General features: G+C 38.0%; 29 protein-coding genes. 8 read left to right on the forward strand and 21 right to left on the reverse strand.

What is annotated here, in order from left to right; translation table 11 throughout:
• Positions 1 to 94 precede the first annotated feature (94 nt).
• The 6 genes from BTO11_RS14195 to BTO11_RS14220 all read right to left on the reverse strand — a co-directional run bounded on the left by BTO11_RS14195 (position 95) and on the right by BTO11_RS14220 (position 4700).
• Positions 95 to 379 (reverse strand): hypothetical protein, encoded by a 285-nt coding sequence (locus BTO11_RS14195; RefSeq protein WP_105053211.1) that lies wholly within the window; start codon positions 377 to 379, stop codon positions 95 to 97.
• Between the two features lie 48 nt (positions 380 to 427).
• A complete protein-coding gene (locus BTO11_RS14200) occupies positions 428 to 1429 on the reverse strand; it encodes an alpha/beta fold hydrolase (protein WP_105053212.1) in 1002 nt (333 codons plus the stop codon).
• Between the two features lie 154 nt (positions 1430 to 1583).
• Positions 1584 to 1847, reverse strand: a complete 264-nt coding sequence (locus tag BTO11_RS14205; RefSeq protein ID WP_105053213.1) for a hypothetical protein — start codon at positions 1845 to 1847, stop codon at positions 1584 to 1586.
• Positions 1848 to 2034: 187 nt separating this feature from the next.
• A complete protein-coding gene (locus BTO11_RS14210) occupies positions 2035 to 3063 on the reverse strand; it encodes a hypothetical protein (protein WP_105053214.1) in 1029 nt (342 codons plus the stop codon).
• 336 nt (positions 3064 to 3399) lie between these two features.
• Positions 3400 to 3990, reverse strand: coding sequence for a hypothetical protein (locus BTO11_RS14215; protein WP_105053215.1), 591 nt, complete (start codon positions 3988 to 3990; stop codon positions 3400 to 3402).
• A 113-nt stretch (positions 3991 to 4103) separates the two neighbouring features.
• Complete coding sequence (locus BTO11_RS14220) at positions 4104 to 4700, reverse strand: 3'-5' exonuclease (RefSeq protein ID WP_105053216.1); 597 nt, start codon at positions 4698 to 4700, stop codon at positions 4104 to 4106.
• 197 nt (positions 4701 to 4897) lie between these two features.
• Between BTO11_RS14220 and BTO11_RS14225 the strand changes: the two genes are divergently transcribed.
• A complete protein-coding gene (locus tag BTO11_RS14225) occupies positions 4898 to 5638 on the forward strand; it encodes a MepB family protein (protein ID WP_105053217.1) in 741 nt (246 codons plus the stop codon).
• A gap of 220 nt (positions 5639 to 5858) precedes the next feature.
• On the opposite strand, the gene BTO11_RS14230 is transcribed toward BTO11_RS14225, so the two are convergent.
• The 5 genes from BTO11_RS14230 to BTO11_RS14250 all read right to left on the reverse strand — a co-directional run bounded on the left by BTO11_RS14230 (position 5859) and on the right by BTO11_RS14250 (position 9961).
• Positions 5859 to 6518 (reverse strand): CoA transferase subunit B, encoded by a 660-nt coding sequence (locus BTO11_RS14230; RefSeq protein WP_105053218.1) that lies wholly within the window; start codon positions 6516 to 6518, stop codon positions 5859 to 5861.
• Between the two features lie 9 nt (positions 6519 to 6527).
• Positions 6528 to 7226 (reverse strand): CoA transferase subunit A, encoded by a 699-nt coding sequence (locus BTO11_RS14235; protein WP_105053219.1) that lies wholly within the window; start codon positions 7224 to 7226, stop codon positions 6528 to 6530.
• A gap of 329 nt (positions 7227 to 7555) precedes the next feature.
• A complete protein-coding gene (locus BTO11_RS14240) occupies positions 7556 to 7894 on the reverse strand; it encodes a VF530 family protein (protein ID WP_373295157.1) in 339 nt (112 codons plus the stop codon).
• Between the two features lie 139 nt (positions 7895 to 8033).
• Complete coding sequence (locus tag BTO11_RS14245) at positions 8034 to 9059, reverse strand: ABC transporter permease (protein ID WP_105053221.1); 1026 nt, start codon at positions 9057 to 9059, stop codon at positions 8034 to 8036.
• Positions 9059 to 9961 (reverse strand): ABC transporter ATP-binding protein, encoded by a 903-nt coding sequence (locus BTO11_RS14250; protein WP_105053222.1) that lies wholly within the window; start codon positions 9959 to 9961, stop codon positions 9059 to 9061. Before BTO11_RS14250 ends, BTO11_RS14245 begins: the two co-directional genes overlap by 1 nt.
• 238 nt (positions 9962 to 10199) lie before the next feature.
• Here BTO11_RS14250 and rsmE point away from each other — a divergent pair, with 238 nt between their 5' ends.
• The 5 genes from rsmE to BTO11_RS14275 all read left to right on the forward strand — a co-directional run bounded on the left by rsmE (position 10200) and on the right by BTO11_RS14275 (position 13920).
• Positions 10200 to 10931, forward strand: a complete 732-nt coding sequence (rsmE, locus tag BTO11_RS14255) for a 16S rRNA (uracil(1498)-N(3))-methyltransferase (RefSeq protein ID WP_105053223.1) — start codon at positions 10200 to 10202, stop codon at positions 10929 to 10931.
• Between the two features lie 46 nt (positions 10932 to 10977).
• On the forward strand, positions 10978 to 11961 hold the full coding sequence (gene gshB / locus BTO11_RS14260) for a glutathione synthase (protein ID WP_105053224.1): 984 nt from the start codon (positions 10978 to 10980) through the stop codon (positions 11959 to 11961).
• Between the two features lie 60 nt (positions 11962 to 12021).
• Positions 12022 to 12594 carry a YqgE/AlgH family protein gene (locus tag BTO11_RS14265; protein WP_105053782.1) on the forward strand — a complete coding sequence of 191 codons (573 nt, stop codon included), beginning with the start codon at positions 12022 to 12024 and terminating at the stop codon, positions 12592 to 12594.
• 32 nt (positions 12595 to 12626) lie between these two features.
• The gene (gene ruvX, locus BTO11_RS14270; RefSeq protein ID WP_105053225.1) at positions 12627 to 13046 is read left to right on the forward strand and encodes a Holliday junction resolvase RuvX; all 420 of its coding nucleotides are present in this window, start codon (positions 12627 to 12629) and stop codon (positions 13044 to 13046) included.
• Positions 13047 to 13227: 181 nt separating this feature from the next.
• A complete protein-coding gene (locus tag BTO11_RS14275) occupies positions 13228 to 13920 on the forward strand; it encodes an NAD(P)H-binding protein (RefSeq protein WP_105053226.1) in 693 nt (230 codons plus the stop codon).
• Between the two features lie 2 nt (positions 13921 to 13922).
• Here the strand turns inward: BTO11_RS14275 and BTO11_RS14280 are convergent, their stop codons facing one another.
• On the reverse strand, positions 13923 to 14285 hold the full coding sequence (locus BTO11_RS14280; RefSeq protein WP_105053227.1) for a hypothetical protein: 363 nt from the start codon (positions 14283 to 14285) through the stop codon (positions 13923 to 13925).
• A gap of 124 nt (positions 14286 to 14409) precedes the next feature.
• Positions 14410 to 14871, reverse strand: a complete 462-nt coding sequence (locus BTO11_RS14285; RefSeq protein ID WP_105053228.1) for a cyclic nucleotide-binding domain-containing protein — start codon at positions 14869 to 14871, stop codon at positions 14410 to 14412.
• A 178-nt stretch (positions 14872 to 15049) separates the two neighbouring features.
• On the opposite strand from BTO11_RS14285, the gene BTO11_RS14290 reads away from it, so the two are divergent.
• On the forward strand, positions 15050 to 16789 hold the full coding sequence (locus BTO11_RS14290) for an acetolactate synthase 3 large subunit (RefSeq protein ID WP_229793282.1): 1740 nt from the start codon (positions 15050 to 15052) through the stop codon (positions 16787 to 16789).
• Complete coding sequence (gene ilvN, locus BTO11_RS14295; protein WP_105053229.1) at positions 16789 to 17286, forward strand: acetolactate synthase small subunit; 498 nt, start codon at positions 16789 to 16791, stop codon at positions 17284 to 17286. Before BTO11_RS14290 ends, ilvN begins: the two co-directional genes overlap by 1 nt.
• A gap of 267 nt (positions 17287 to 17553) precedes the next feature.
• Here the strand turns inward: ilvN and BTO11_RS14300 are convergent, their stop codons facing one another.
• From BTO11_RS14300 to BTO11_RS14335, 8 genes are all read right to left on the reverse strand, one after another.
• Positions 17554 to 18333, reverse strand: coding sequence for an MlaA family lipoprotein (locus BTO11_RS14300; protein ID WP_105053230.1), 780 nt, complete (start codon positions 18331 to 18333; stop codon positions 17554 to 17556).
• On the reverse strand, positions 18333 to 19574 hold the full coding sequence (ccmI, locus tag BTO11_RS14305; RefSeq protein WP_105053231.1) for a c-type cytochrome biogenesis protein CcmI: 1242 nt from the start codon (positions 19572 to 19574) through the stop codon (positions 18333 to 18335). Before ccmI ends, BTO11_RS14300 begins: the two co-directional genes overlap by 1 nt.
• Complete coding sequence (locus BTO11_RS14310; RefSeq protein ID WP_105053232.1) at positions 19571 to 20176, reverse strand: cytochrome c-type biogenesis protein; 606 nt, start codon at positions 20174 to 20176, stop codon at positions 19571 to 19573. Before BTO11_RS14310 ends, ccmI begins: the two co-directional genes overlap by 4 nt.
• Complete coding sequence (locus BTO11_RS14315; RefSeq protein WP_105053233.1) at positions 20173 to 20751, reverse strand: DsbE family thiol:disulfide interchange protein; 579 nt, start codon at positions 20749 to 20751, stop codon at positions 20173 to 20175. The genes BTO11_RS14310 and BTO11_RS14315 overlap by 4 nt, the downstream gene beginning before the upstream one ends.
• A gap of 9 nt (positions 20752 to 20760) precedes the next feature.
• On the reverse strand, positions 20761 to 22695 hold the full coding sequence (locus BTO11_RS14320) for a heme lyase CcmF/NrfE family subunit (protein ID WP_105053234.1): 1935 nt from the start codon (positions 22693 to 22695) through the stop codon (positions 20761 to 20763).
• A gap of 107 nt (positions 22696 to 22802) precedes the next feature.
• Entirely contained in the window at positions 22803 to 23375 is a 573-nt protein-coding gene (ccmE, locus tag BTO11_RS14325) for a cytochrome c maturation protein CcmE (protein WP_105053235.1), read from the reverse strand.
• A gap of 82 nt (positions 23376 to 23457) precedes the next feature.
• Positions 23458 to 23679 carry a heme exporter protein CcmD gene (gene ccmD / locus BTO11_RS14330; protein ID WP_105053236.1) on the reverse strand — a complete coding sequence of 74 codons (222 nt, stop codon included), beginning with the start codon at positions 23677 to 23679 and terminating at the stop codon, positions 23458 to 23460.
• The gene (locus tag BTO11_RS14335) at positions 23669 to 24451 is read right to left on the reverse strand and encodes a heme ABC transporter permease (protein WP_105053237.1); all 783 of its coding nucleotides are present in this window, start codon (positions 24449 to 24451) and stop codon (positions 23669 to 23671) included. The genes ccmD and BTO11_RS14335 overlap by 11 nt, the downstream gene beginning before the upstream one ends.
• Position 24452 lies beyond the last annotated feature (1 nt).

Below are 24452 nucleotides of genomic sequence, written 5' to 3' on the forward strand. Positions count from 1 at the left end.
TTTCTATTTTAGGACGGGACAAGGGCTGAGCATAGCTAAAGAATAAACAAGACCTTTTAATCTTGTATCTCGTTTACAGAGCCCAGTTGATAAATTAACTTATCACTTTAACGCCAGGTTCAAGATAAATAGTTTTAACACCTGAACGCTCTATTATTTTAACAATAGCGGATTGGATAACTTCATCTTCTCTTGCATCCGTGGTGCTTTTAAAGCCTTCTACCATAGCTTCAGCGCCTTCTTCTAGCACAAAAGATATTGCGACTTGTTCTGCCAAGTCAGCCTTACTGCCAGAATAAGAAATAGTGATTTCAGGGTAACCTTGAAACCCCATCTTTATTTTCTTAGCTATTCTCTTTTTTGATTTATCTAAATTCATCGTATTCTCTACCTAAGTGCTCTCTAAAGTACGTATATTTAAACGACGTTATCTGTAATCAATTGCTTGATGAAATGCTTTTATAAACGCGTCGTAATCTTCATATTGCGGCATATGACCTAAACCATCTAATTCAAGAAGCACAGAGTCAGTGATCATGCTTTGAGTATGTTTACCTAGCTTTTGATATTCGCCTAGTTTTCTTGTTACGCCCTCTTTTAACCAACCACGACCTGGGCCTGTTTTATCTCGAGTTCCTATGATTAAAAATGTTTTATTTTTAATCTGTGAAAATTTATCCACTATATTTTCAGCGAAAATAGGACCATAGGTTAACGCATTATTCCAAGCAATAACTGGCCAGTCATCTCCGGCTAACATGCCTTGTAAAGGAACCAGTAGCTTTTCGTATTCACTTGACCATTTACCGTCGTAATAGTTTTTCTTCTGATAGTTTCTCGCCTTGTCTAAGGTTTTAGCCAATTCATTTTTATAGAAGAAGTTAACATCTTTAAATTCTGCATATTTACCGTAATCTTCCAAACCAATCGGGTTTATTAAGATAAGTTTATTCACAACCTTTGAATAATTTGCCGCAAAGGTAACTGCAACCATTCCGCCCATAGAGTGACCCACCAGATCGTATTTACTGATATGCAGACTATCTAATAACGTCTTAGTATTTAACGCTAATTGAGCAAAACTATACTGGTAATAATCAGGCTTAGAGGATTTACCAAAACCAATTTGGTCTAACATGATGACGCGGTAATTTCTTTTTAATAGATCGTTCGCTACAGCTTCCCAATAATAACTTGAGAAATTTTTCCCGTGTAACAACACAATGACTTTTTCAGCCTCTGCTGCGCCAATATCCATATAGCGCATTTTCAATGTTTGTTTTTGCGAACTAAGTTGGAATGTTTTCACTGGAAATGGATAATCAAAACCATCAAGTTCTTTGTTATATTTAACTGGATTTTGAGCAGATACCTGCGGAGTTAAAACCAAAGCAAAAGCGGATATTAAAATTAAAAGGAGTTTTTTCATATTAACCTCATCATTAAATTATTATCTTTGACCACAACAGAGCCAGCAAAAGCGAACAACGCTATATACAGACATAACACAATTGAGATAATCATTGGCTTCGCTGGCAGACTTTATAAAGCAGCGCAGCCAATAATTATAATGCCAGTGTTAACTATTTATTATCACTGTTGACGTTAGTCTCAATACTTTCTGGCTGGGCTTCTTGCGTTTGGCTTTCTTGTACTGAGCTTTCTTGATCAGTGCTTTCTTGTACAGTGCCTTGTTCTACTAGAGGCGCTTGCGACAAATCGCCATCCGTGCCATGTATGGTTTCAACATCGCTTCCACTCGCCTTTTTCAAACGTTTTTCTTCTTTTTTCTTCTTTTTAGCTAGTTCTTTCTGACGCTTTTCAAAACTATAATTTTGCTTAGCCATTAGCTTTTCCTTCAGGTAACGCTTCAATATTGTGGCTATAGGGTACGTTATTTTTAATCGGATTGCGCTGTTGTTAACTGCCAATTTATAAATAGCTCAATAAATACATCTGCACTTACACGAATGCATACAAAAATGCCCGCTAAAGGCGGGCATTTGTAAACAATAATTAAATTAGTTTTTAGTATTACGTCTTATCTTCAGCTGGTAATCCTTGCGTTTTATCTGCTCGAATAAAGCTATTACCTAATGTTTTGGTAGACGGTAATGCGCCGAAAGGTTGAGCAAGGTTCACTGTCTTGTTTTCAAAATCAATAATACAAGGGATCTGATTTGTTCCACTCTTTATTTTACGCTTTTTGAGACTTTTAAGGCGTTTGATATCTTCATCACTTGGCGATTTATCAAAGGTGTAATAAACATAATGTACTGTTGAAAGTGCTTTAGATGGAATTGATTTTGCCACTGCTAATAAACGTTCAAATAATTCATCATTATTTAATTCTACTTGTTCTACCGAAACCTTGTTCATATTCAATATAGAAACCGTTACTAAAGAGCCCCAGTAATCTCTAAAGCCCAAAAATTCTAAACCTTCTACCTGAGTGCTACTTTTAGCTTCAGTGACAGGGTCAACCTCAGTGTCTGCTTCAACATCTAAGCCTTTTTCAGCCTCCAATATGCTTGGTTCTAACTCAGCTAACTGCTGTACGTTAAACTGCTGTCCATTAATAAGAATATCTTGTAAGCGTTCGCGTCCAGTTGGTAAAGCACTTATATAAGCATTACTTTTCTGCTTCTTTTGATATTTTTTTACTAGCTTGAAACCCCAGAAGAAAAAAATCAGTAAAAATACAATTTTACCACCAATACGGTGCCAAAAATCCAAATAGGGACCTTCTGGAAACTCATGACCAGACTCAATAATAATAGAATTTAAGTCATCAAAAGGAATATTTATGTATTCGCCTTTGTCTCCAACCTTACCGACTAAATAACCATCATAATTCCAAATTGGGATGAATATCACTTCAACCGATTTATAGATGTAACCAATATCAACACTCTCTCCAGTTGCCAATTGATAACGTTCGTCGTTTGGCAAATTTATCACTTCAACAACTTGCTCACCGCCAAAAGATAAAAGCCCGGCGGCATATACTGAGTTGGAGTTAACCATTAACATCAAAAGTGTAAATAAGATGATTTTTTTCATTGTGAGCCTTTCGTGGATGTAACTGTCGAATTAAAGATATATAAATTAGCAACGGTGTCGGATTTATCCTGATGGTTATTGCAGAGTATTCGCTTTTTTATTTAGCCAATATTTCATTTATTTTCACGTCTATTTACATTTTATGTAATAACGGCAACAAGTTACCAAGTAAGTTTGGCGTTAACAATGAGATATTAACGAGGAAGGTCAGAACTAGGGATCTCCTTATAAAGATCCCTAAAGTGTTATACAACTCTGGGGGTGACTCATCGGTTTGTCGTTTTTTGCAACGTCAATTCAATAAGCCCAGCAAGTAAGTGAGTGGTGTCGTTGATTTTAACCAGGTAAAACGACACCTAAGCTGCTAAGTAAATAGTAATAAGCTGTCACCGTTAAAATACCAAGTCCAAATACCAGAAGCGTTCTGTACTTAAGGCCATGACGATGAGCAATCTCTCTGTCTTTTTGCGAAGCAACGTCCATCATTTCATCACCAAAATAAATAGATAAAAAAGTACCTAACGCGCTGATGATCAAGATGCTCCAATAAGGGTAAGGTTCAGATAAAATGTGCTTTAATAATTGGGTGATAAAGGTTAAATCATAAATATCTGGCGTATAAAAATACGCGTATAGGTTAATAGCAATGGCAACAAACCAAAGCACCACTTGCGTATAAGACATTTTAACTTTGAATAATAACCGGATAGGAAACGCTAAAATAAATCCACCATCTGCGATAGGTGTACATAAAACAAAAAAGCTCCATGTTAATACCGACACCCCAAAACCTGTAGAAGCGTCATACTTCCAACTCATATAGGCAAAATAACCTACGAGAATAAGCACCAAAGCTAAAAATTTGAGCAAGGTTTCTTTATGGGTATTGTTCTTAGGATGAAATTCAATTTCGTTATTAGTAGGCATTTAACTATTACGTCCTGTTAATGATGACTTTTATTTTGATGGTAAAATAGGTCGGTATTATAATAGCTTATAAGATATCTGGCTATGTATCCGCACTTCAAACTTATATTTGGTTAACGACGTAAAAGGCCTTTCTCATCCAATGCTTTTACAATGCAAATTGCAGAATGTGCATCATTGGCAGCATATAAAATTTGATTTGGCTTAAGCGGATATGCACCCCAATTAGACTTTTGACTTCCTTTACCCAAACGCTGTTTTAGCACCATAGCAACTGCGGCTCTAGCACCGATAGGATCTTTATCGTCAGATAAATGTTTTAACGTAATCGATAAGTTATGAGTATTGACTATGTTTATATTTAGCTTGTTACGTAGCTCTTTTATATCACCATTAATACCAAATCCAGCCTTGGTGATATTAGGATCACTCAATATAGCTCTGACACAAGCAATGGCCTCAGGAAATCGAGTTGGGAATAAAAAACCTTGAGACTCAGTAGCAAGCTGGATTAACGTTGGTCCGGGACAAGTTTCACCTTTACGAAAAATAGGTTTAGTTTCCGTATCAAAGCCAATACAAGCTTCTTTACTTAACAGCTCCAATGCATAAGCAGCATCTTGTTCATTCTCAATAATTTTAATATTGTCGAGTGTAAGCCCTGTATATAAAGGTAATTCCCGTATTTGTTCTTTAGTTGGTCGTTGCATACTGTGGATTCTTTTTGTTTTTTGCTTTGTTGGAAATTAGTGGATTTTCAATTAATTGAAAACGATGCCTATATTATTAACAAGTCTGATTAAAATTAGCGAGTTATAATTTTATTCAATCAATGTTTTGCCCATGATACTTAACGCTAAAAATGTTAACTTTCACCTGCTTATAAATACATAGCCAAGAGTACGCTTTGAATCATAAAAATTACTGTGTTGAGTTAACTAGATTATTAACCACTGGATTTTCCCCAGCAGGTTTCCATATCACTAACGATATTGAACTTGATCCTGTGCCAGAAAATGCAAATTATGCAGCGTTAACGTTTGGCTTAAATGAACACAGAATTGTGTTCCGCAAAGGTAAAGTGACGCCTGACAGACCTGGTGCCTTTTTGGCTATTTGGCAACGTCCGTCGCCACAGCTTGTTTCAATAGATGCCTCAGATATGGCTCTGTCTGATATAAAAAGTAATAAAAAACCAATTCCTCTAAACGCCGAGCAACTGGATTATCTGTTCATAGAAGTACATTCTTATCCTGACGGCTCTGGTTTGGCTGAAGGCTCCTATTTGGCTGAGGGCTCCGATTTAGCTGAAGGCTCTGGTTTAGCTGACGGCGCTGTTTTGGCTGAGGGCTCTGATTTGGCTAAAGCCTCTAGGTCTGAGGTTGTAAATAAGCTTGAGCGTGGCATGTTTATTTTTCCTGTTTCTTTATTAATTAAAAAAGGCATTGTCTGTGGCGGTAAAAGCAAAGGGAAAAATGGTTTTAGAGTGTTTCCACCTTGGAGCCAAGATAGAGGAAAAGTAGGGACTCAAGTATTTTCCGACTCTGGTAAAAAGACGCAACGCTGGCAGCTCCCCTACTTTGTCAGTATTGATGAAAATGGCTTAATAGATCCCGCTAAATTAAATAGCCTTATAAGTAGTAATTAATTCAAGCTTCTTTTTTAAGAGCATTTTTTCAAGAGCATTGCTTCAAGATCGTTTATTCCAGGAGCTTTCTTCAAAGTCCTTTCTTGAATCGCACTTTTTATCACTTTATTTAGTGCTTTTCAGGCATAAAAAAAACCTACATTGAGTAGGTTTTTATTTTTATAGCCCTGGATATATTCACCAAGCTAACTTACAAAGGATCACGCATGAAAGCGATGGATCAAACAAAGGTCATTTCTGGAATATCACCGTCGACTCTTAATTGACCGGCGGTTTTTGATCTTATTTCTTCTACTGAAACCCCCGGAGCACGTTCCTTTAAAACAAACTCGCCGTTTTCAATTTCCATGTATGCTAAGTCAGTGATCACTTTCGTTATACAGCTTACGCCGGTTAGTGGCAAAGTACACTCAGTTAAAATTTTAGACTCGCCATGTTTATTAGCATGCATCATAGTGACGATTATATTGTCAGCCCCTGCCACTAAATCCATAGCGCCGCCCATGCCTTTAACTAATTTCCCTGGGATCATGTAACTGGCTATATTGCCATTTTGATCTACTTCAAACGCACCTAAAACCGTCACGTCTACGTGACCACCACGGATCATTGCAAAGCTTTCTGCTGAGCTAAAAATAGCAGCGCCAGTAGCTGCTGTTACCGTTTCTTTACCTGCGTTTATCATATCAGCATCTACATTGGCTTTCGTTGGGTAAGGTCCCATGCCTAATAAACCATTTTCTGATTGCAACATAACTTCTATATCGGCTGGTACATAGTTGGCCGCTAACGTTGGAATACCGATGCCAAGGTTTACGTAATCACCGTCGTTAAATTCTTGTGCCACACGTTGGGCTATTTGTTCTCTAGATAAACTCATGTGTCACTCCTAATCGCTTGTGGTTATTTTTTCTATGCGTTTTTCAAACTGACCTAAAATAACGCGGTCGACATAAATTCCCGGAGTTTGAATGTCAGTTGGCGATAATTCACCAGGCTCAACAATTTCTTCAGCTTCAACCACAGTTATTTTGCCTGCAGTTGCCGCCATAGGATTAAAATTTTGCGCCGTGTGGCGATAAATACAGTTACCGTAACGGTCTGCTTTCCATGCTTTAACAATGGCAAACTCGCCAGTAATACTTTCTTCTAGAATGTATTGGCGACCATTAAACTCTCGACTTTCTTTGCCCTCGCCTACCGGAGTACCGTAGCCAGTTGCAGTATAAAATGCAGGGATACCAGCGCCGCCTGCACGCATTTTCTCGGCAAGCGTACCTTGTGGCGTTAGTTCAACTTCTAGCTCACCGTTTAATAGCTGCTTTTCAAACAGTGCGTTTTCACCAACATAAGACGACACCATTTTTTTAATCTGTTTGTCTTCTAATAAAATACCTAAACCAAAACCATCTATGCCGCAGTTGTTTGAAACGACAGTTAGGCCTTTAGTACCTTTGTTTTTAATCTCGGCAATTAGTCCTTCTGGGATACCACATAAACCAAAACCACCTGCGATGACTGTCATATTATCTTCCAGTCCTGCCATGGCTTCTTGGTAGCTGCTCACTACTTTGTCAAAACCCGCCATAAATTAACCCTTCTTTTTTATAATTATTATTTTTGTTTTTGCTTTTTTTTGTATCAATACTTATTTTATGAATAGCCTTCATGGTGGCATAACATTGATTTATACACCTTATTTAAGCTTAAGAATTGTTGTATTTATAAACGCTATTAAGTAAACCCAACTTGACAGTTAGCCGTCGAGTTACTGATAAATTATTTGAAGAAGAGCCTATATAAGGCAATTGGGGGCTAACCATTAAATAAAATAGTTAGAGATAAAGGACGTTCTTGTATTTAGATGTTTTTTTTAATCAGGAAGATAAAAGGAATGAAGCTAAGTTGTTATATCACTTAGCTTTTCTCGTTTGACGTTCCATTTTGAAGAGTGTTTAGACTTTGAGCCCAAGGATCTTCTATTGCAGTTTGATTTTCAGCTGGGCTTTCTATTGAGCTATCGGCTGAGGAATCAACTTGGCCTTCTAACATAGACAAGTAAATCGCTTCTATTTTATCTCTAGCCCACTGCGTTTTTCTTAAAAATTTAAGACTCGACTTAATTGATGGGTCAAACATAAAACAGCGAACTTCAACTTGTTCTGCCAAATATTCCCATCCGTAATTGTCCACCAACTCAGTTAATAAGTTCTGTAGAGTGATCCCATGTAGTGGGTTATTAATTTGCTCAGTCAATTCTAGCTCCATTAGCCATTTGTGTGTCGGTGCTTCATCAATTATGCTTTTTATTAGCTAGACGTAACAACAAAGGCTAATGGTACTTGATTTTCACTGTGATTTTTATTGTTTATAACAATATATTTAACATAAGTACTTAACGACCGTCGCCATTCCAACGGAAGGTTAAAGTTCCCAGTCCTAAAAATACGCCTGTCATAACGATCATAATCGCAATATGTTCACGTAAGTCATACAAGTTTGCGCCTTCTGTCATTATGGCTCTCGCGCTTTCTACCAAGTGCGTCAGCGGTAACCAATATGCAAGTTGTTGAATGATCTCTGGGCTACCTTCTAACGAAAACCAAACGCCAGAAAATATCATCATAGGCCAGGATGCCATATTTAATAATCCACCAGTCAGCTCTTCGCTTTGGCTACGTGCGGCAATAATCAAACCTAGAGAAATTAAAGACATAGCGCCGAGTATGGCGATAATGAATAAGTCGAAATAACTGCCAAGCATGTAGAAATCAAACATAATATCGCAACCGATGAATATAACCGACGATATGCACATAACAATCATTAAGCGAGACACAATTTGTGCCGACAAAAACTCAAATGCACTTACAGGTGTGGCATTTAAACGTTTTAGCACCATAGATTTACGATATCTTACAATCACGTAACCCACACCAAATAAACAACTGAACATCATGTTCATGCCTAATATGCCAGGTAATACCCAATCTATATAACGGATTTGTTTGCCGGTTACCGTTTGTTTTATCCATTCTTTGTTGGTCATATCATTATTTTGCGCCAACAATAAATGTTCAGCCATGTAACCGGTTGGCGAGGTGTCATTTATCCAATATAAACCTAAACGATAATCCACTAACAAATCTAGCTTATGCTGCCTAATTTTACCCAGAGCTAATTCTGTGTCTGTGTAATCAACAAATTCAATATATTTAGTTTGTAAAAATGCAGCCTCTTTATCTGGTGTATTTAACACGCCTACTTTGTAAATGTCTTTGCCGTCGCCACTAAATACAATAGAAAAACCAACAAGTAACAAAACAGGAAATGCAATACTCCAGGCAAGTGAGGACTTATCACGGAAGAACTCTAAATTTCTGGCTTTTAAAATCGCGTAAAAACGTTTGAAAAATAACATTATGCTTGTTCCTCTTTTTCACTTTGTGACAGCTGATGTCCCGTTAACTTAATAAACAAGTCATCTAAGTTGGCTGACTTAACTTGCAATCCAGCTAACGATATTTTTTTGCTTAGCAGCTCTGAAATGACTTTTTCAACATCTACCGCATCTATGTCTACATGGTTTTCACCAAATAAACGGCCATACGCTTCAGGTTTTTCGTCTTTTAAGTTTTCAATTGGTAAGCGAATAATTGCGCCGGAGAAGTGTTTAGACAACAAACCTTGTGGTGAGTCGTGGGCTATAATTTTGCCTTTATCCATAATAACAATGTCATCACATAAATATTCAGCTTCATCCATGTAATGCGTGGTTAATACGACCGTTTTACCTTGCTGTTTTACCTTGTTAATTAAATCCCAAAAGTTACGTCTAGCGTGAGGGTCTAATCCTGTGGTTGGTTCGTCGAGAAATAGTATTTTAGGATCGTTTATAAGCGCCAAAGCCAATAACAGTCTTTGCTTTTGTCCACCAGATAGTTTTTTGTGATCCCGGTCGGCAATATCGTGTAAGTCGCACAAATCCATAAGTGTGCTTTTATCTGTCACTTTTGCATAAAAAGCAGAGAACATATCTATGGTTTCTTCTACCGTTAAAAAATCTTGCAACGCGGTATGCTGAAACTGAATGCCAATATCTCTTAATATTTGTTTATTAATTTGTTGGCCAAAAAATAAAATATCGCCAGATGTTTTTGTAACTAACCCTTCCATCATTTCTATGGTAGTTGTTTTACCCGCCCCATTTGGCCCCAATAAACCAAAACAAGTACCTTGTTTAACAGAGAAAGAAATGCCATCCACCGCCGTTAATTCTTTATATTGTTTTGTTAAATTCTCAACTTGTATAACCACTGACATTGTAACTCCGATTCATAACCTATTGGCTAAGCTAAGTTTACCTTTAGCTGATGACAATAACGCCAAGCGTATTTGAACTCAACTTATACCTTTAAAAATTCTATATTTTATCCGGTAGCGAATCGTGCAAAAACGATTAAGTTATAAGGTAAAAAAACGCACTAAATTAAAACTGTGATATGCAGATTTTCATTTGCTTGTTATGATCAGGTCATTGGTCAAAACTTGAATACTTTGTATGCGCACATCTCGAATATTTCACTCTCAGTCATTATCGGTTAACAGTTCTGTTAACTTAGAACCAGAAGCCGCAAATCACGTTGGCCGAGTCTTGCGCATGCAATCTGGTCAACAAGTGGTTTTGTTTAATGGCGACGGTCATGACTATTTAGCAGAAATTACTGACGTTACAAAAAAGAACGTTGTGGTTAACCTGTTATCTCAACAAGAAGTCAGCAATGAATCGCCACTTAACGTACATTTAGCCCAGGGCATTTCTCGGGGCGATAAAATGGATTTTACCATTCAGAAGTCGGTTGAGTTAGGCATTACTGAAATCACGCCCATTTTCACCGAGCGTTGTGGTGTTAAGCTTTCAGGTGAAAGACTGGATAAAAAGCATAGCCAATGGCAGAAAATTGCAATAGCCGCATGTGAACAAAGTGGCCGTGCTACTGTGCCTATTATTCATAAACCGATTCAAATTACTGAGTTCTTAGCGCAAAAATCTGACCAACTTAAGTTGAATTTACATCCAAGAGCCTCCACTACAGTAAAAGGTCTGGTTGTTCCTGATGCAGGAGTCCGATTTATTATTGGTCCTGAAGGCGGATTAAATGACGCTGAGATTGAACAAGCGCTTAACGCAGGTTACCAAGAAATTTTATTAGGCCCACGAATTTTACGCACAGAAACGGCAGCATTAACTTTATTATCAGCCTTGCAGTTACAGTTTGGCGACTTAGCCTAGCTTTAAACTTATATAGATTTAGCATATTACTTATTAGGAATAAATCATGACCATTAAACTTGGTATTGTAATGGACCCAATTGCGGACATTAATATTAAAAAAGACTCTAGTTTTGCCATGTTACTTGAGGCGCAATCTAGAGGTTATGAACTTTATTACCTAGAAATGGGTGATCTATTTTTATTAGGTGGTCGTGCATTTGGTAATGCTAAACCATTGTCAGTAAAAGATGATGCCAATGATTTTTATAAATTGGGCGACGAGCAAACGATGCCATTGTCTGATTTAAACGTTATTTTAATGCGTAAAGATCCTCCATTTGATACTGAGTTTGTTTATTCAACTTATATGTTAGAACGTGCGGAAGACGAAGGTTCATTAATCGTCAACAAACCACAAAGCTTGCGTGATGCTAACGAGAAGCTATTTACTAGCTGGTTCTCAGAGTTTACACCACCAACATTGGTCACACGTTCAGACAAACAAATTAGAGCGTTTTACGCTGAGCATAAAGACATCATACTTAAGCCATTAGATGGTATGGGTGGTTCGTCTATCTTCAGAGTAAAACCACAAGATCCAAACCTAGGCGTTATTATCGAAACCTTAACCAACTTAGGGACCAATTACGCTATGGTTCAAGCTTTTATCCCTGATATTTCAAACGGTGATAAACGCATATTAATTGTAGATGGCGAACCTATGCCATATTGCTTAGCTCGTATTCCAGCCAAAGGCGAAACCCGTGGTAACTTAGCCGCAGGTGGCCGAGGTGAAGCAAGACCATTGAGTGACTCTGACTGGAAAATAGCGCGCGCGATTGGCCCTAAATTAAAAGAAAAAGGTCTTATCTTTGTTGGTTTAGATGTTATTGGTGAAGGCGTTACAGAAATCAATGTTACTAGCCCAACCTGTATTAAAGAGATTGAAGCCGCTTACGACATCAGTATTACTGGTCATTTATTTGATGCCATTGAACGCCGCTTATATGCGAAGCTAGATGCAAAGCTAGATGCAGCCAAAGCATAAGCTCGCTTAAAGCAAAAAAGAACAAACAAAGGAAGTAGTATGCCAAATAAACATTCATCAATGACCAGTTTAGCCAATCAGTTTTTGGTTGCTATGCCAGCATTAGACGACTCATATTTTGGTCGAAGTGTTATTTATATTTGTGAGCATGACGACGAAGGCGCAATGGGCTTAGTGATCAATAAGAGCACAGAGATTGCCGTTAATACCGTTTTGTTGGAGATGCATATTACAGATGAAGATGTTGATACTGAAGCTACCGTTGCATTAGACGACATCAATGTGATGTCTGGCGGCCCAGTACACACAGACCGTGGATTTATACTGCACAACGGTGACAAAAAATGGTCTTCAAGCTTAAAGTTAGATGATCAGATTAATGTTACTACTTCCAAAGATATTCTAGAAAACCTGGCAACTAAAGCCGGCCCAGAAAAATATCTGATGACCTTAGGTTACGCAGGTTGGACAGCGGGACAATTGGAGCAAGAGTTAGCGGATAACACTTGGTTAACCATTGATGCAGACCCTGACCTGATATTTGATACCCCTATTGAAGATCGTTGGGAAAAAGCGGTACAAAAATTAGGTATTAATGTTGAGCAGTTAACCGCTTTTTCTGGTCACGCTTAAGCTTATTTTTCATAACCGGTGGTAAAAATTTAATGGATGTTAAAACGGTAATTGGAGTCGACTTTGGTACAGGCTCCATTGGTTTTGCTATAGGCCAAATGCTAACGGGCACCGCATCTCCTATGAAAGCGTTTAAAGCGAAAGACGGCGTACCTAATTGGGATGACATCGGTAAGTTATTAACTGAATGGCAACCTGACTTAGTGGTGGTTGGTTTACCGTTAAATATGGATGGAACGGATCAAGAGATCACCGTCAGAGCTCGTAAATTTGCTAACCGTTTACATGGTCGTTTTGGTGTTCAAGTCACCACACATGACGAACGCCTAACGACGGTAGACGCCAAAGCCACTTTGTTTGAACGTGGTGGCTACAAAAATTTGAAAAAGGGTAATATTGACGCTCAGTCTGCCGCTGTAATTTTAGAAAGTTGGTTTGAGAGTCAATACTAATCTTAGTCATAAGAGCCGTTTACAAGAGCGGACTAGAGAATCGGCTCACCAAAGCGCTTCACAAAAACTCTTTATAAAATTTCTTTACAAAGATACAGCACAAGAATGACGCAATAAACTGACATATAACAAACATGCGCTAGAATGACATGATAAAAACATTGGTTAAGGATTAATTAAAATGAGTAAAACTGCGTTAATTATTGGAGCCACTGGCTTAGTCGGCCAACAGCTAACGGAACAGTTATTACTTGATGATAATTACCAAGCTGTGCATGTATTTGTGCGTAATTTAATTGCCCTTCCTGACAATGCCGACCCAAAAAATAAACTCACACAACATATTGTTGATTTTAATAATATGAGCAGCTGGCAATCCAAACTTGTTGGTGATGAATTATTCTGCTGTATTGGCACCACATTAAAACAAGCGGGCAGTAAGTTACTACAAACTAAAATCGACTTGAAAATCCCAACTGAAATTGCACGTTATGCTCGTCACAATGACGTAACTAAATTCATATTAATCAGCTCAGCAAACGCGAATCCAGAGTCATCTTCATTTTATTTGCAGCTTAAAGGTAAATTAGAACAAAATCTTATAGAGCAGAATTGGCCACAATTAATTATTGTTCGCCCTTCTTTTTTAGCCGGAAAACGTAATGAATTTAGAGTGGGTGAAAAAGTCGCAATTGGGTTATTTTCGTTTTTACAATTTGTGCCGTTTATCAAACGATATAGACCAATAACCGGGAAACAACTCGCCACAAAGATGCGTTTTCTCGCGGCTGAAGGTAGCCAAACTGATCTACAAAAAACAGCTCAACAACAAATGGATAAAGTAGTCATTAAAGAGTTAGACCAGCTATTTTAGCTTTAATTAATTTGAGCGGGTTTAGTATGCACTTTTTGATAGCCCATTTTTTTCTCTCGGGCAATAAAAATCACCAATGTATGAATGCACTTACCTTCACTATCAATAGTTGATTTAGCATCGTCGGCTAGATTATTTAACATCATGGCTGCACCATAAAGGCAGGTTTCACTTAAGTGAGGACGATAAAGTTTTAACTCCTCGATAGTGGTAGTCACAGCCTTAGGCGCTTTTGACATATCGATAGGGGCGTCTGGGTCTACCTCTTCTTCAAAAAAAGTATCCAACTCTACGGCTTGTAATGCAAACATAGTTGCGCCAATTAGCACTAGCGCACCTGCAACATATAACCACTTTTTCTTCATAACTACTTCAATTCATTGATAATAAGCTCAGGAACTATACATATAACCATTAGACGTGCCAAGTGTTTACTTTTTATACTTTGTTATTCCTCCTCATGGTAAGCCTATGTCTATGAATGATTTTTTATAAAATAAACTTTTCTAGCTTAGAATTTAGCTCTTCTACTCTATGTACCAAGCCGCCAATCAGTTTGTCTTTAATTTTATCTCTGAGTGTGACGGGCATTAATTTTAAGGTTTTATGATCGATTAACATAACCACAACATCTTCACTGGCAACAACTGATGCACTTCGTTTTTCATTCAAAATAAACGCAACTTCACCGAATACTTGTCCTGGTTCTAACTCCGCGACTGTTTTTCCACTAGAGGTTTTAACATCTAACATTCCGGTCATTAACATGAAAAACTCATCACCATGCTCGCCGTACTCAATTAGATATTCGTCTTTACGATAACTTCTTACTTTAATTAACTGCTTTTCAACTAAATTCTCTCTGTCTTTAAGATCTAGACATCGAAAAAAGTCTAAGCGGTTCATCAATTGTTTTAATTTAGCGGCGGATAAATGTTTAATTTCTTTCATCGATTTTACTTTCAATTAGCTATGCTTAATTAATAAGCATTTAGTAAATCATATTTTTTCATTTTGCGTCTAAGTTATTTAGAAAAAATGCTTAATTAGGGGTGTATTTTCATACTAAATTAGAGTAAAAACGTAAGCAGCTACGATCAACAATAAAATAATAAGAGAGTTTGTAAATATGAATAACGAAGAAAGGCCAATGTTAACTGGCGCCCAAATGGTGGTTAAATCTTTAGAAGATCTGGGTGTTAAGTATCTATTTGGTTACCCAGGTGGCGCAGTTTTAGATATTTATGACGCCCTCTTTGAGCACCAATCAATAGAACATATTCTTGTTCGTCATGAACAAGCTGCTGTACACGCGGCAGATGGCTATGCACGATCGACTGGAGATGTCGGTTCTGTACTCGTTACTTCAGGTCCAGGCGCAACCAATACCATTACCGGTATTGCCACCGCTTATATGGACTCAATACCTCTTGTTGTTTTATCTGGTCAAGTACCTACTACGGTTATCGGTGAAGATGCATTTCAAGAAACCGATATGGTTGGTTGTTCACGCCCTATTGTTAAGCACAGCTTTTTAGTTAAACGTGCTGAAGACATTCCAGAAGCAATTGCCAAAGCCTATTACATTGCTCGAACAGGCCGCCCGGGACCCGTTGTTGTCGACTTACCAAAAGACATAGTAAGCCCGCTAATTAAAGCTCCTTATTATTTACCGAAAGACATTAATATTCGCTCTTATAAACCTTCTTCCAAAGGTCATCCACGCCAAATTAAAAAAGCAGTGGAAATATTATGCAAAGCGAAACGCCCAGTTTTATATACTGGCGGCGGCATAATCTCAGCAGAAGCATCTACCGAATTAACTAAGTTAGCTGAAAAGCTAAATGCACCGGTTACTAATACACTTATGGGATTAGGCGGTATATCTGGCGTTCACCCTCAGTTTGTCGGTATGTTAGGTATGCATGGAACTTATGAAGCCAATAAAACCATGCACAATGCCGATGTAATATTTGCTGTGGGCGCTCGCTTTGATGACCGTGTTACCAACAATGTTACAAAATTCTGCCCTAATGCCACGATTGTTCATGTAGACGTTGATCCAACCTCTATCTCAAAAACAATTCAAGCACATGTGCCTGTAGTTGGTGAAGCAAAACGTGTGCTACAGCAAGTTCTAGAGTTGATGGAGCATGAAAATGTAACCAACGACAAAGAGGAAATGGCCAGATGGTGGAATCAAATTGACCAATGGCGCGAAGTAGACAGTTTGGGTTATCAAAAGTCTGCAGATAAAATAATGCCTCAAGAAGTTATCGAATGTTTGTATGAAGTCACTAATGGTGATGCTTATGTAACGTCCGATGTTGGGCAGCATCAAATGTTTGCCGCCATGTATTATCCGTTTAAAAAACCAAGACAATGGATTAACTCTGGTGGTTTAGGCACCATGGGATTTGGTTTACCTGCTGCTATGGGCGTTAAATTAGCGTTCCCTGACAGCTACGTTGCTTGTGTTACTGGCGATGGCTCGATTCAAATGAATATTCAAGAGCTCGCTACCTGTATGCAATATGGCATCCCAGTTAAAATTATAAATATTAACAACAGTTCTTTGGGTATGGTTAAGCAGTGGCAATCAATGTTTTATGATGGCCGTCACTCTCATTCTTATATGGACTCGTTACCTGACTTTGTAAAATTAGCAGAAGCTTATGGACACGTTGGTATGCGAGTGTCTAAACCTTCTGAATTAAAAGAAGTAATGGAAAAAGCATTTGCCATGAAAGATAAGTTAGTTTTCTTAGACATTAATGTTGACCCATCTGCACACGTATATCCTATGCAAGTTAAAGGTGGCACGATTGACGATATGGTATTGGCTTCTAAAGATGGGGAGAACAAATAATGCGTCGTATTTTATCTATCCTATTAGAAAATGAACCGGGTGCTCTATCTAGAATTGTTGGCTTATTTTCGCAACGTGGTTATAACATCGACAGCTTAACCGTCGCTAAAACTGATGATGAGTCTCTGTCTCGTATAACAATTAGCACAAGAGGCGACCAGCGCGTACTAGAGCAAATTACTAAGCAAGTTAATAAGCTAGTTGATGTGTTGAAGGTACGTGAGCTTACTGAGCGTCCTAACGTTGAACGCGAAGTTGTCCTGATGAAGATGCTGGCTGAAAATAATGAGCAACGTGAAGAGATTAAACGTTGTTCTGATATCTTCCGAGGTCAAATCATTGATGTTACCGCTAAAATCTATACCGTGCAGTTACTTGGTACGTCAGAAAAAGTGGAAGCCTTTATTGATGTAATGCGTGAAAACGGCAACATTATAGAAACCGTACGTTCTGGTGTTGTGGGAATTGGCCGTGGTGATAAAGCTCTAAAGCCTTAAAGCTGTAATGCTGTAATGCTGTAAAGTAATAGAAGCAGGAGAGCTGGAATGCTGGAATGCTGGAATGCTGGAAAGTAATAGAAACAGGAGAGCTGTAAAGCTGGAAGCTGGAAAGTAATAGAAGTTGTAACGCTGGGAAGTAATAGAAGCTGCGCTTATCGCCTTATAGCCCTATAGCCTTATCGCCTAAAGCTCATAAAAAAAGCCATTTAATATTAATTAAATGGCTTTTTTGTTGTGTTTAGAAACTTTGAGAGTTAATAGAGATTAATCAATTTCATCTAAAAACGCATCATCAAATTCAACTTCTTTTTTAAGCGGTGGGTTGCCGTCATGAATTTTAAAGTTTTGATTTTGGAAATACACTTCTTTAACAAAAATATAACTGTCGGTTGAGCTATTGATCATACTTTCTTGCTGAAGTAGGTCAGCACGAGTGTAGATAGCTTTCACACCGAGTTTAATTATCGACTCTGGGACGGATAACAAATACAAAGGGAAGATCATGCCATCAACAAAATCACCTGATAAATCACGAGCGGTTGTAGGCCCGTAACCCGGTATCATTGCATAAGGTCCATTGCCAATTCCGGCAACGGCCATTGTTTGACCAAAATCTTCTTTGTGTTGATCTAATCCCATATGTTTGGCCACATCAAAAATACCAAGAATACCGACAGTAGTATTAATTGCAAAACGCCCTACGGCCTTGCCTGATTTTTTAAGCTTACCTTGAAACAAACTATTTAATGCATAACCTGGCTCTTCTAGGTTAGTTACAAAGTTTCTAACACCTGTTTGAGCCGGTCTTGGTAGGTATTCAGAGTAACCAACCGCTAATGGACGTAACAAATATTTATCTAATATATTCCAGTTAAAATCCCATAACTCACGGTTGACGGTTTCAAATGGGTCTCTAGGATCTGAAAAATCTTCGATTACAGCACCATTAGTGGCAGCCGCTTGTTGTTGCTTAGAATTACTAGTACATGCTGTTGTGAGCAGAATTAATAACATTAACAAAACAATTCGATTAAAAGACGACATTATTTATATTCCTCATTGATGATAACTGTATTGATAACGTCTGAATTTGAGGTATCAATATTAATTTGTTTACCTTGCCAATCACCTAGTTCAAACGGTGCATTATCATCGACAGACAAGCGAGCAAAGACACTAACCGTTTTATAATCAGATAGTTTTTGCCCAGGGATCATCATATCAGTGTCTGATAAAGTAACTATAACGGGCATAGTTGAAATAGGAAGTTTTTTAACGGCAATCGGCATCGGCATGCTATCTATTTTAGCGAACAAAAATAAATAATGGAAACCAGCCATTTTATTCTTAAGCTCAGCAGATATATTAACTGAAACCTGAATGAAAGGTGTGGTCACAACAGGCTTAGGTTCCAGATTCTTATTTATAAAATCTAATCTATCTTGAATAGCACCAATTCGAGGGTCGTTTTTGTCTAACATTTGTAATGCAAAATCAAACCCTTTTTTAGCTGCCTCGTAGTGCTCTAACATCAGGTTACCTTCACCAAACAAAATAATAGCAAGTTCGTTATTTGGCTTTAAAGTTAACGCTTCTTGTAATAAAGATAACGAGCGCTTTATTTCAAACTCTTCGCCTTTCATCTGAAGCGCTTGAGCGAAACTCACGGTATTTGATACATTATTGCGCTGCATATTATACGACTTTTCAAACGACGATATAGCGCCGTCTACATCTTGTAACGACATCAACACTCGGCCTAATAACATCCAACCTATGTGATCTTCTTTTGTTGCTAACTTAGTACGTAAACCTAAAGCAAATTCTCTTAACTCAACTTCTGACACTTGTGAGTCTAAGTTCTGAATCACTTTTTTACTGAGTTCAGGCATTTTTGCTAATGTTTGCTGCCAATCATCAACTTGTTGATAAAGGCCTTTGTTAATATAAAACACAGAAACAATGACAAATAAGCCAGCAACGGCGGTAAACAAATATGGTTTATATACAAGGCTATCCACCACCGTATTTGTATTGTCGGTTTGTACTGTTGTCAGCTCGTCTTTTGTCGTTAACTTCAATTCAGTTAACGCTTCTTGATATTCTTGCTCTGTGTATTTTCCAGCAGCGTATTCTTTTGCAAGCTCTTGCTCACGAGCATGAAACCAATTGGAGGTTTGCCCTGCTTTAGATACTTTATTTTTATAAGAAATAAGTGGAACAAATACAAAAATAGAGGCTATTAACAGCATCACTAATGCGGCTAACCAAAAAGAAGTCATCATTGTTTATTGTCCTTGTTACTGTCATCTACGGCGTTGCTGTTTTGAGAGTCGTTATTATTAGAGTTGTTATCTTTAACCGAGGGGCTATTTTTAACCAAGAGGTTATCTTCAACATCCGCTTCTTTCTCTAGCAGTTGCTCAAGTTCACGGTCTAATTTATCTAGTGCCACTTTAGCTTCGGTTAAATCTGGCTCTGGGGTGTCAACATTGTATTTTGGTTTACTACGCTTCACCTGAACAAAAATAGCAAATAAGATAAACCCGATTGGCATTAGCCATAACAAACTAGTTGCCACATTCAACGGCGGTTGGTAATGAGCAAATTGCCCATAACGGTTAACCATATATTGAATAACTTGCTGTTTATCTTGGCCTTGATCTAACAATTCCTTAACTTTAACTCGCATATCTTTTGCGACTACCGCATTTGAGTCTGCGATGTTTTGGTTTTGACACTTAGGGCAGCGTAATTCGGCTGTTACTTCTTGGTAAATCAACTTTTGCTGTTCTGACGTAAAGATTATTTGATCTTCTGTTCCTTGTGCTACACAAGAGAGCAGCAGCACTGTTAATAACCCTAAACTGCTAATGAATATTCTCATTGATTTATCTCATTCCAAATAGGGGCAAGTTTTTCACGCCAGATACGCTCGTTTACATCACCCATGTGATGCATTCTGACAATCCCCTTACCATCAACAATAAAGGTCTCTGGCGCACCGGTTACACCTAAATTAAGTGACAAACTGCGGTCTAAATCTAAAATGTTGTACTGGTATGGATTACCTAACCGAGCCAACATCTCTTTAACTTCAATTCTAATAGCTGGAATATCTGCATACTGACCAAATTCGGGGGCATGATTTTGATCGTAATATAATCCAACAATTTTAACGTCGTACTCTTTTGCTAATTTAGCTAAATACGGCAGTTCATATTTACAAGTAATACACCAAGTCCCCCAAACATTAATGAGTACAGGCTCGTTTACTAAGGTTTGTTCTGTATGTATTTGGCTATCAGAGTTTAAGTCTGGTAGTTGAAATTGTGGGAATGGCTTGCCGATTAAGGCCGAATCCCGTTCGTTAGGGTCGCTGAATAAACCTTTTAATAAAAAGGCCAATAACAATACAAATAAAACTAATGGTAAAAATCTAAAACTTACTTTTTTAGTCATAGTATTAACCTACCCTTGCTTAGCGTTTTTTCTAGTGCGGTAACGACGGTCAAACAAAGTCAATAAACCAGCAAATGCAACGATAATACCGCCTAACCAAATCCAACGGATATAAGGTTTAACATAAATTCTTAATGCCCAAGCGCCATCAGGTAAACGTTCACCTAAAGAAATATAAATATCTCGGAAAAAACCAGCATCAATTGCAGCTTCTGTCATGGTATTACGTTGTACCGCATAAAAACGTTTTTCCGCTAACAATTTAGTAACAAATTCATCTTGTTTTGTAATCGTGATAACTGCAGCCCAGCCATCGTAATTTGGCCCATCAATATTTTCAACGTGGTTGAATTTAAACTCATAGCCTTTCAGCTCAGCTGAGTCGCCCGTATTCATTTTTACATCACGTTCTACTGAATATTGTGAGGTTAATGCAACACCGGCAATTAAAAATGCCACACCTATATGGCCTAACACCATGGAAAAATGACTTAACGGTAATTTGCTAAATGACACTTTACTTAAGGTTTGTTTTAATTCCAGCGCAGTAAATAACATAATCCATATAAATAATGTCACACCTAATAAAGCAAGCGCTTTAATCTCAGGGAATTCAACAACCAACCAAATTAAGCTTAAGGTGATGCTAGTTGCGATAACGATTAACGGTTTGGTTATAAAGTTAGCTAACTTATCTTGCTTCCAACGCACTAAAGGCGCAATACCAAGTAATAAGGCAAACGGAACAATCAAGTAAGTAAACATTTGGTTAAAGAAAGGTTCGCCAATTGAGATAGTACCAAGGCCAATTTGTTTATGTACCAAAGGTAATAAAGTGCCCATCAAAACCACTATGGTTGCGGCTACTAGCAATATATTATTCCCCCACAACATAGACTCGCGCGAGAACATAGAGAACTTACCAAAGCTCTTAATATTGCCCGCTTTTAAGCTGTAAAGTAATAAGCTACCACCAATAACTAAGGCCAATAGTATTAAGATAAAGACCCCTCGTTCAGGATCAGTCGCAAATGCATGTACAGATACAATGACGCCAGAACGGACTAAAAATGTTCCCAGTAAACTTAATGAAAATGCGGCTATGGCTAAGAATACCGTCCAGCTTTTAAAGGCGTTACGCTTTTCTGATACCGCTAATGAATGTAATAATGCTGTTGCCACTAACCAAGGCATAAATGCGGCGTTTTCAACTGGATCCCAAAACCACCAGCCACCCCAGCCAAGTTCTGAATAAGCCCACCAGGAACCGATTGTTAAACCTAATGTTAAGAATGCCCAAGCTGCTGCAGTCCAAGGACGAGACCATTTAGCCCAAGTTGAGTCTAAGTTTCCACTTAATAATGCGGCAATAGCAAAAGCAAAACTAATAGAAAGCCCCACGTATCCCATATATAACAAAGGCGGATGTATGATCATGCCAATGTCTTGCAGCAATGGATTTAAGTCGCGTCCATCAATTGGAAAGTAAGGTAAAGTACGTTCAAACGGATTAGAAGATATGATGATATAAGCGTAAAAACCAACGCTTATCCAGCCTAATACAGTTAATACGCGAGTTCGCATATCAACAGGCAAACCTTTTGAAAACAGAGCAACGGCAAACGACCAACCAGACTGCATTAACAACCAAAGTAAAAATGAACCTTCGTGGCTACCAAAACTGGCAGCAAATTTGTATTGGTCGGGCAGTGCTGAGTTCGAGTTTTGTGCAACATTAACCACAGTAAAGTCGTCGGTTAAAAATGCATAAACCAAACAACCAAAAGAAAATAATGTAAAGACGAACAAACCGATAGACAGGTTTGGCGCCATAGCCATCAAACGCGCATTATTTTGTTTTAATCCTATAGCCGGAAAAATCGACAATAAAATACTTAATGTAAAGGCGATATATAAAGCAAAATTACCAAGTTCTGGGATCATATTATTTTCTTGTTATTTAATTGGTTAACTCTAAAAAGAGAATGGACAGATAAACCTTAATTCACCTGACTTAACATTGTTGTGAATGTTGAGTTTATTTCTCTTATCTAATACTTCGATTCGTTCGTATTGTTATCATAAGACTTGTTATACTTAGCCTTGTTATACTCAGCTTTGTCGCTTTCAGACTTGTCACCCTCAAGCTTTTCGTACTGTGGCTTGACGTGTTTTATACCTTTCATTTTTTCAGCCAGTTCGGATGGCATATATTCTTCATCATGTTTAGCCAAGACTTCACTAGCTTCAATAGTATCAAAGCTCACTAAAACACCTTGAGCAACGATGCCTTGTCCTTCACGGAATAAGTCCGGCAAAATTCCGTTGTATTTTATGGTTACCATAGGTCCAGTGTCAGTTAACTTAAATGACACATCTAAGTTTTCCTCACTACGAACCACACTTCCCTCAACGACCATGCCGCCAATTCTAAGACGTTGGCCTATTTGCGGTTTTGCACCAATTTTTCCATTACCGAGCTCTTTACCTTCTAAGATCTCAGTTGGCGTATAAAATAAATCTATATTTTGTTGTAACGCATATAGCATGGAGCCAATGGCTGCGCCTACCAGAACAACTAAAGAAACAATGATAAATAGTCTTTTTTTTCTACGAGGATTCATTATTTTCAATCTTATTTTATTAATTGGTTTATATTAAATTGGTTTTACTAAGCTAATATTTACTAAGCTATTTTTTATCAAGCTACCTTTTATCAAATAAGGCTTGAGCATTGGCTACTTTAGCTTGAGATATTTTCTCTGCTCGTTCTTGCTCTATACGTAACAAACGCAACGTTCGATTTTTTGCAGTGCAAGAATGTACAATTAACATCAGCAAAACTGCAAACACAATAGCGACCGACGACCAAACGTATGCGCCATAGCCGCCCATGGCTAATACTTCAGAAAAAGAATTAAACTGCATTATGTTTCCCCTTCACTGATGAAGTCGACTCAGTAGACGATTGTTCTACTAGCGCTTTCACCCAAGGTCTGCGGGCATCGTTAATAAGAATTTGATTCGCAAGTCTTAAACAAACAATGGCAGCAAATATAAATAAGAAACCTGCAATATTAAGTAACAGTGGCCACAACATATCAGGTGAGATTGATGGTTTATCAAATTTAGTAATTGATGCACCTTGATGCAGTGTATTCCACCACTCTACCGAGTAATGAATAATAGGCACATTAACAACGCCGACAATCGCCAAAATAGATGCCGCTCTTGCTGCCGTTCGTTTGTCTTCAAACGAGTTATAAAGCGCAATTACGCCTAAGTATAAAAACAATAAGATTAACTCTGATGTTAATCTTGCATCCCATACCCACCATGCGCCCCACATAGGTTTACCCCAAACAGCCCCTGTGACTAAGGCTAGAAACGTAAAGGCTGCGCCAACTGGAGCCATAGCGTATACCGCTAATTCAGCATTTTTTATCTGCCAAACAATACCAATTAGTCCACAAATCGCCATTGAGGTATAAGCCCCCATTGACCAAATAGCCGTAGGCACATGAAAATAAATAATACGAAAACTATCACCTTGCTGATAATCAGAGGGTGCATACAGTAAGCCCCAAATAGAACCGGCTATTAAAGTGATTGCAGCCAACCACGAGAAGTAAGGCAATAAGCGATAACATAAATTATATGCTGTCTCAGCTTTTGCGTATGGATGTAACCATTTCCACATA

The organism is Psychrosphaera saromensis, from assembly GCF_002954545.1.
GTDB lineage: Bacteria > Pseudomonadota > Gammaproteobacteria > Enterobacterales > Alteromonadaceae > Psychrosphaera > Psychrosphaera saromensis.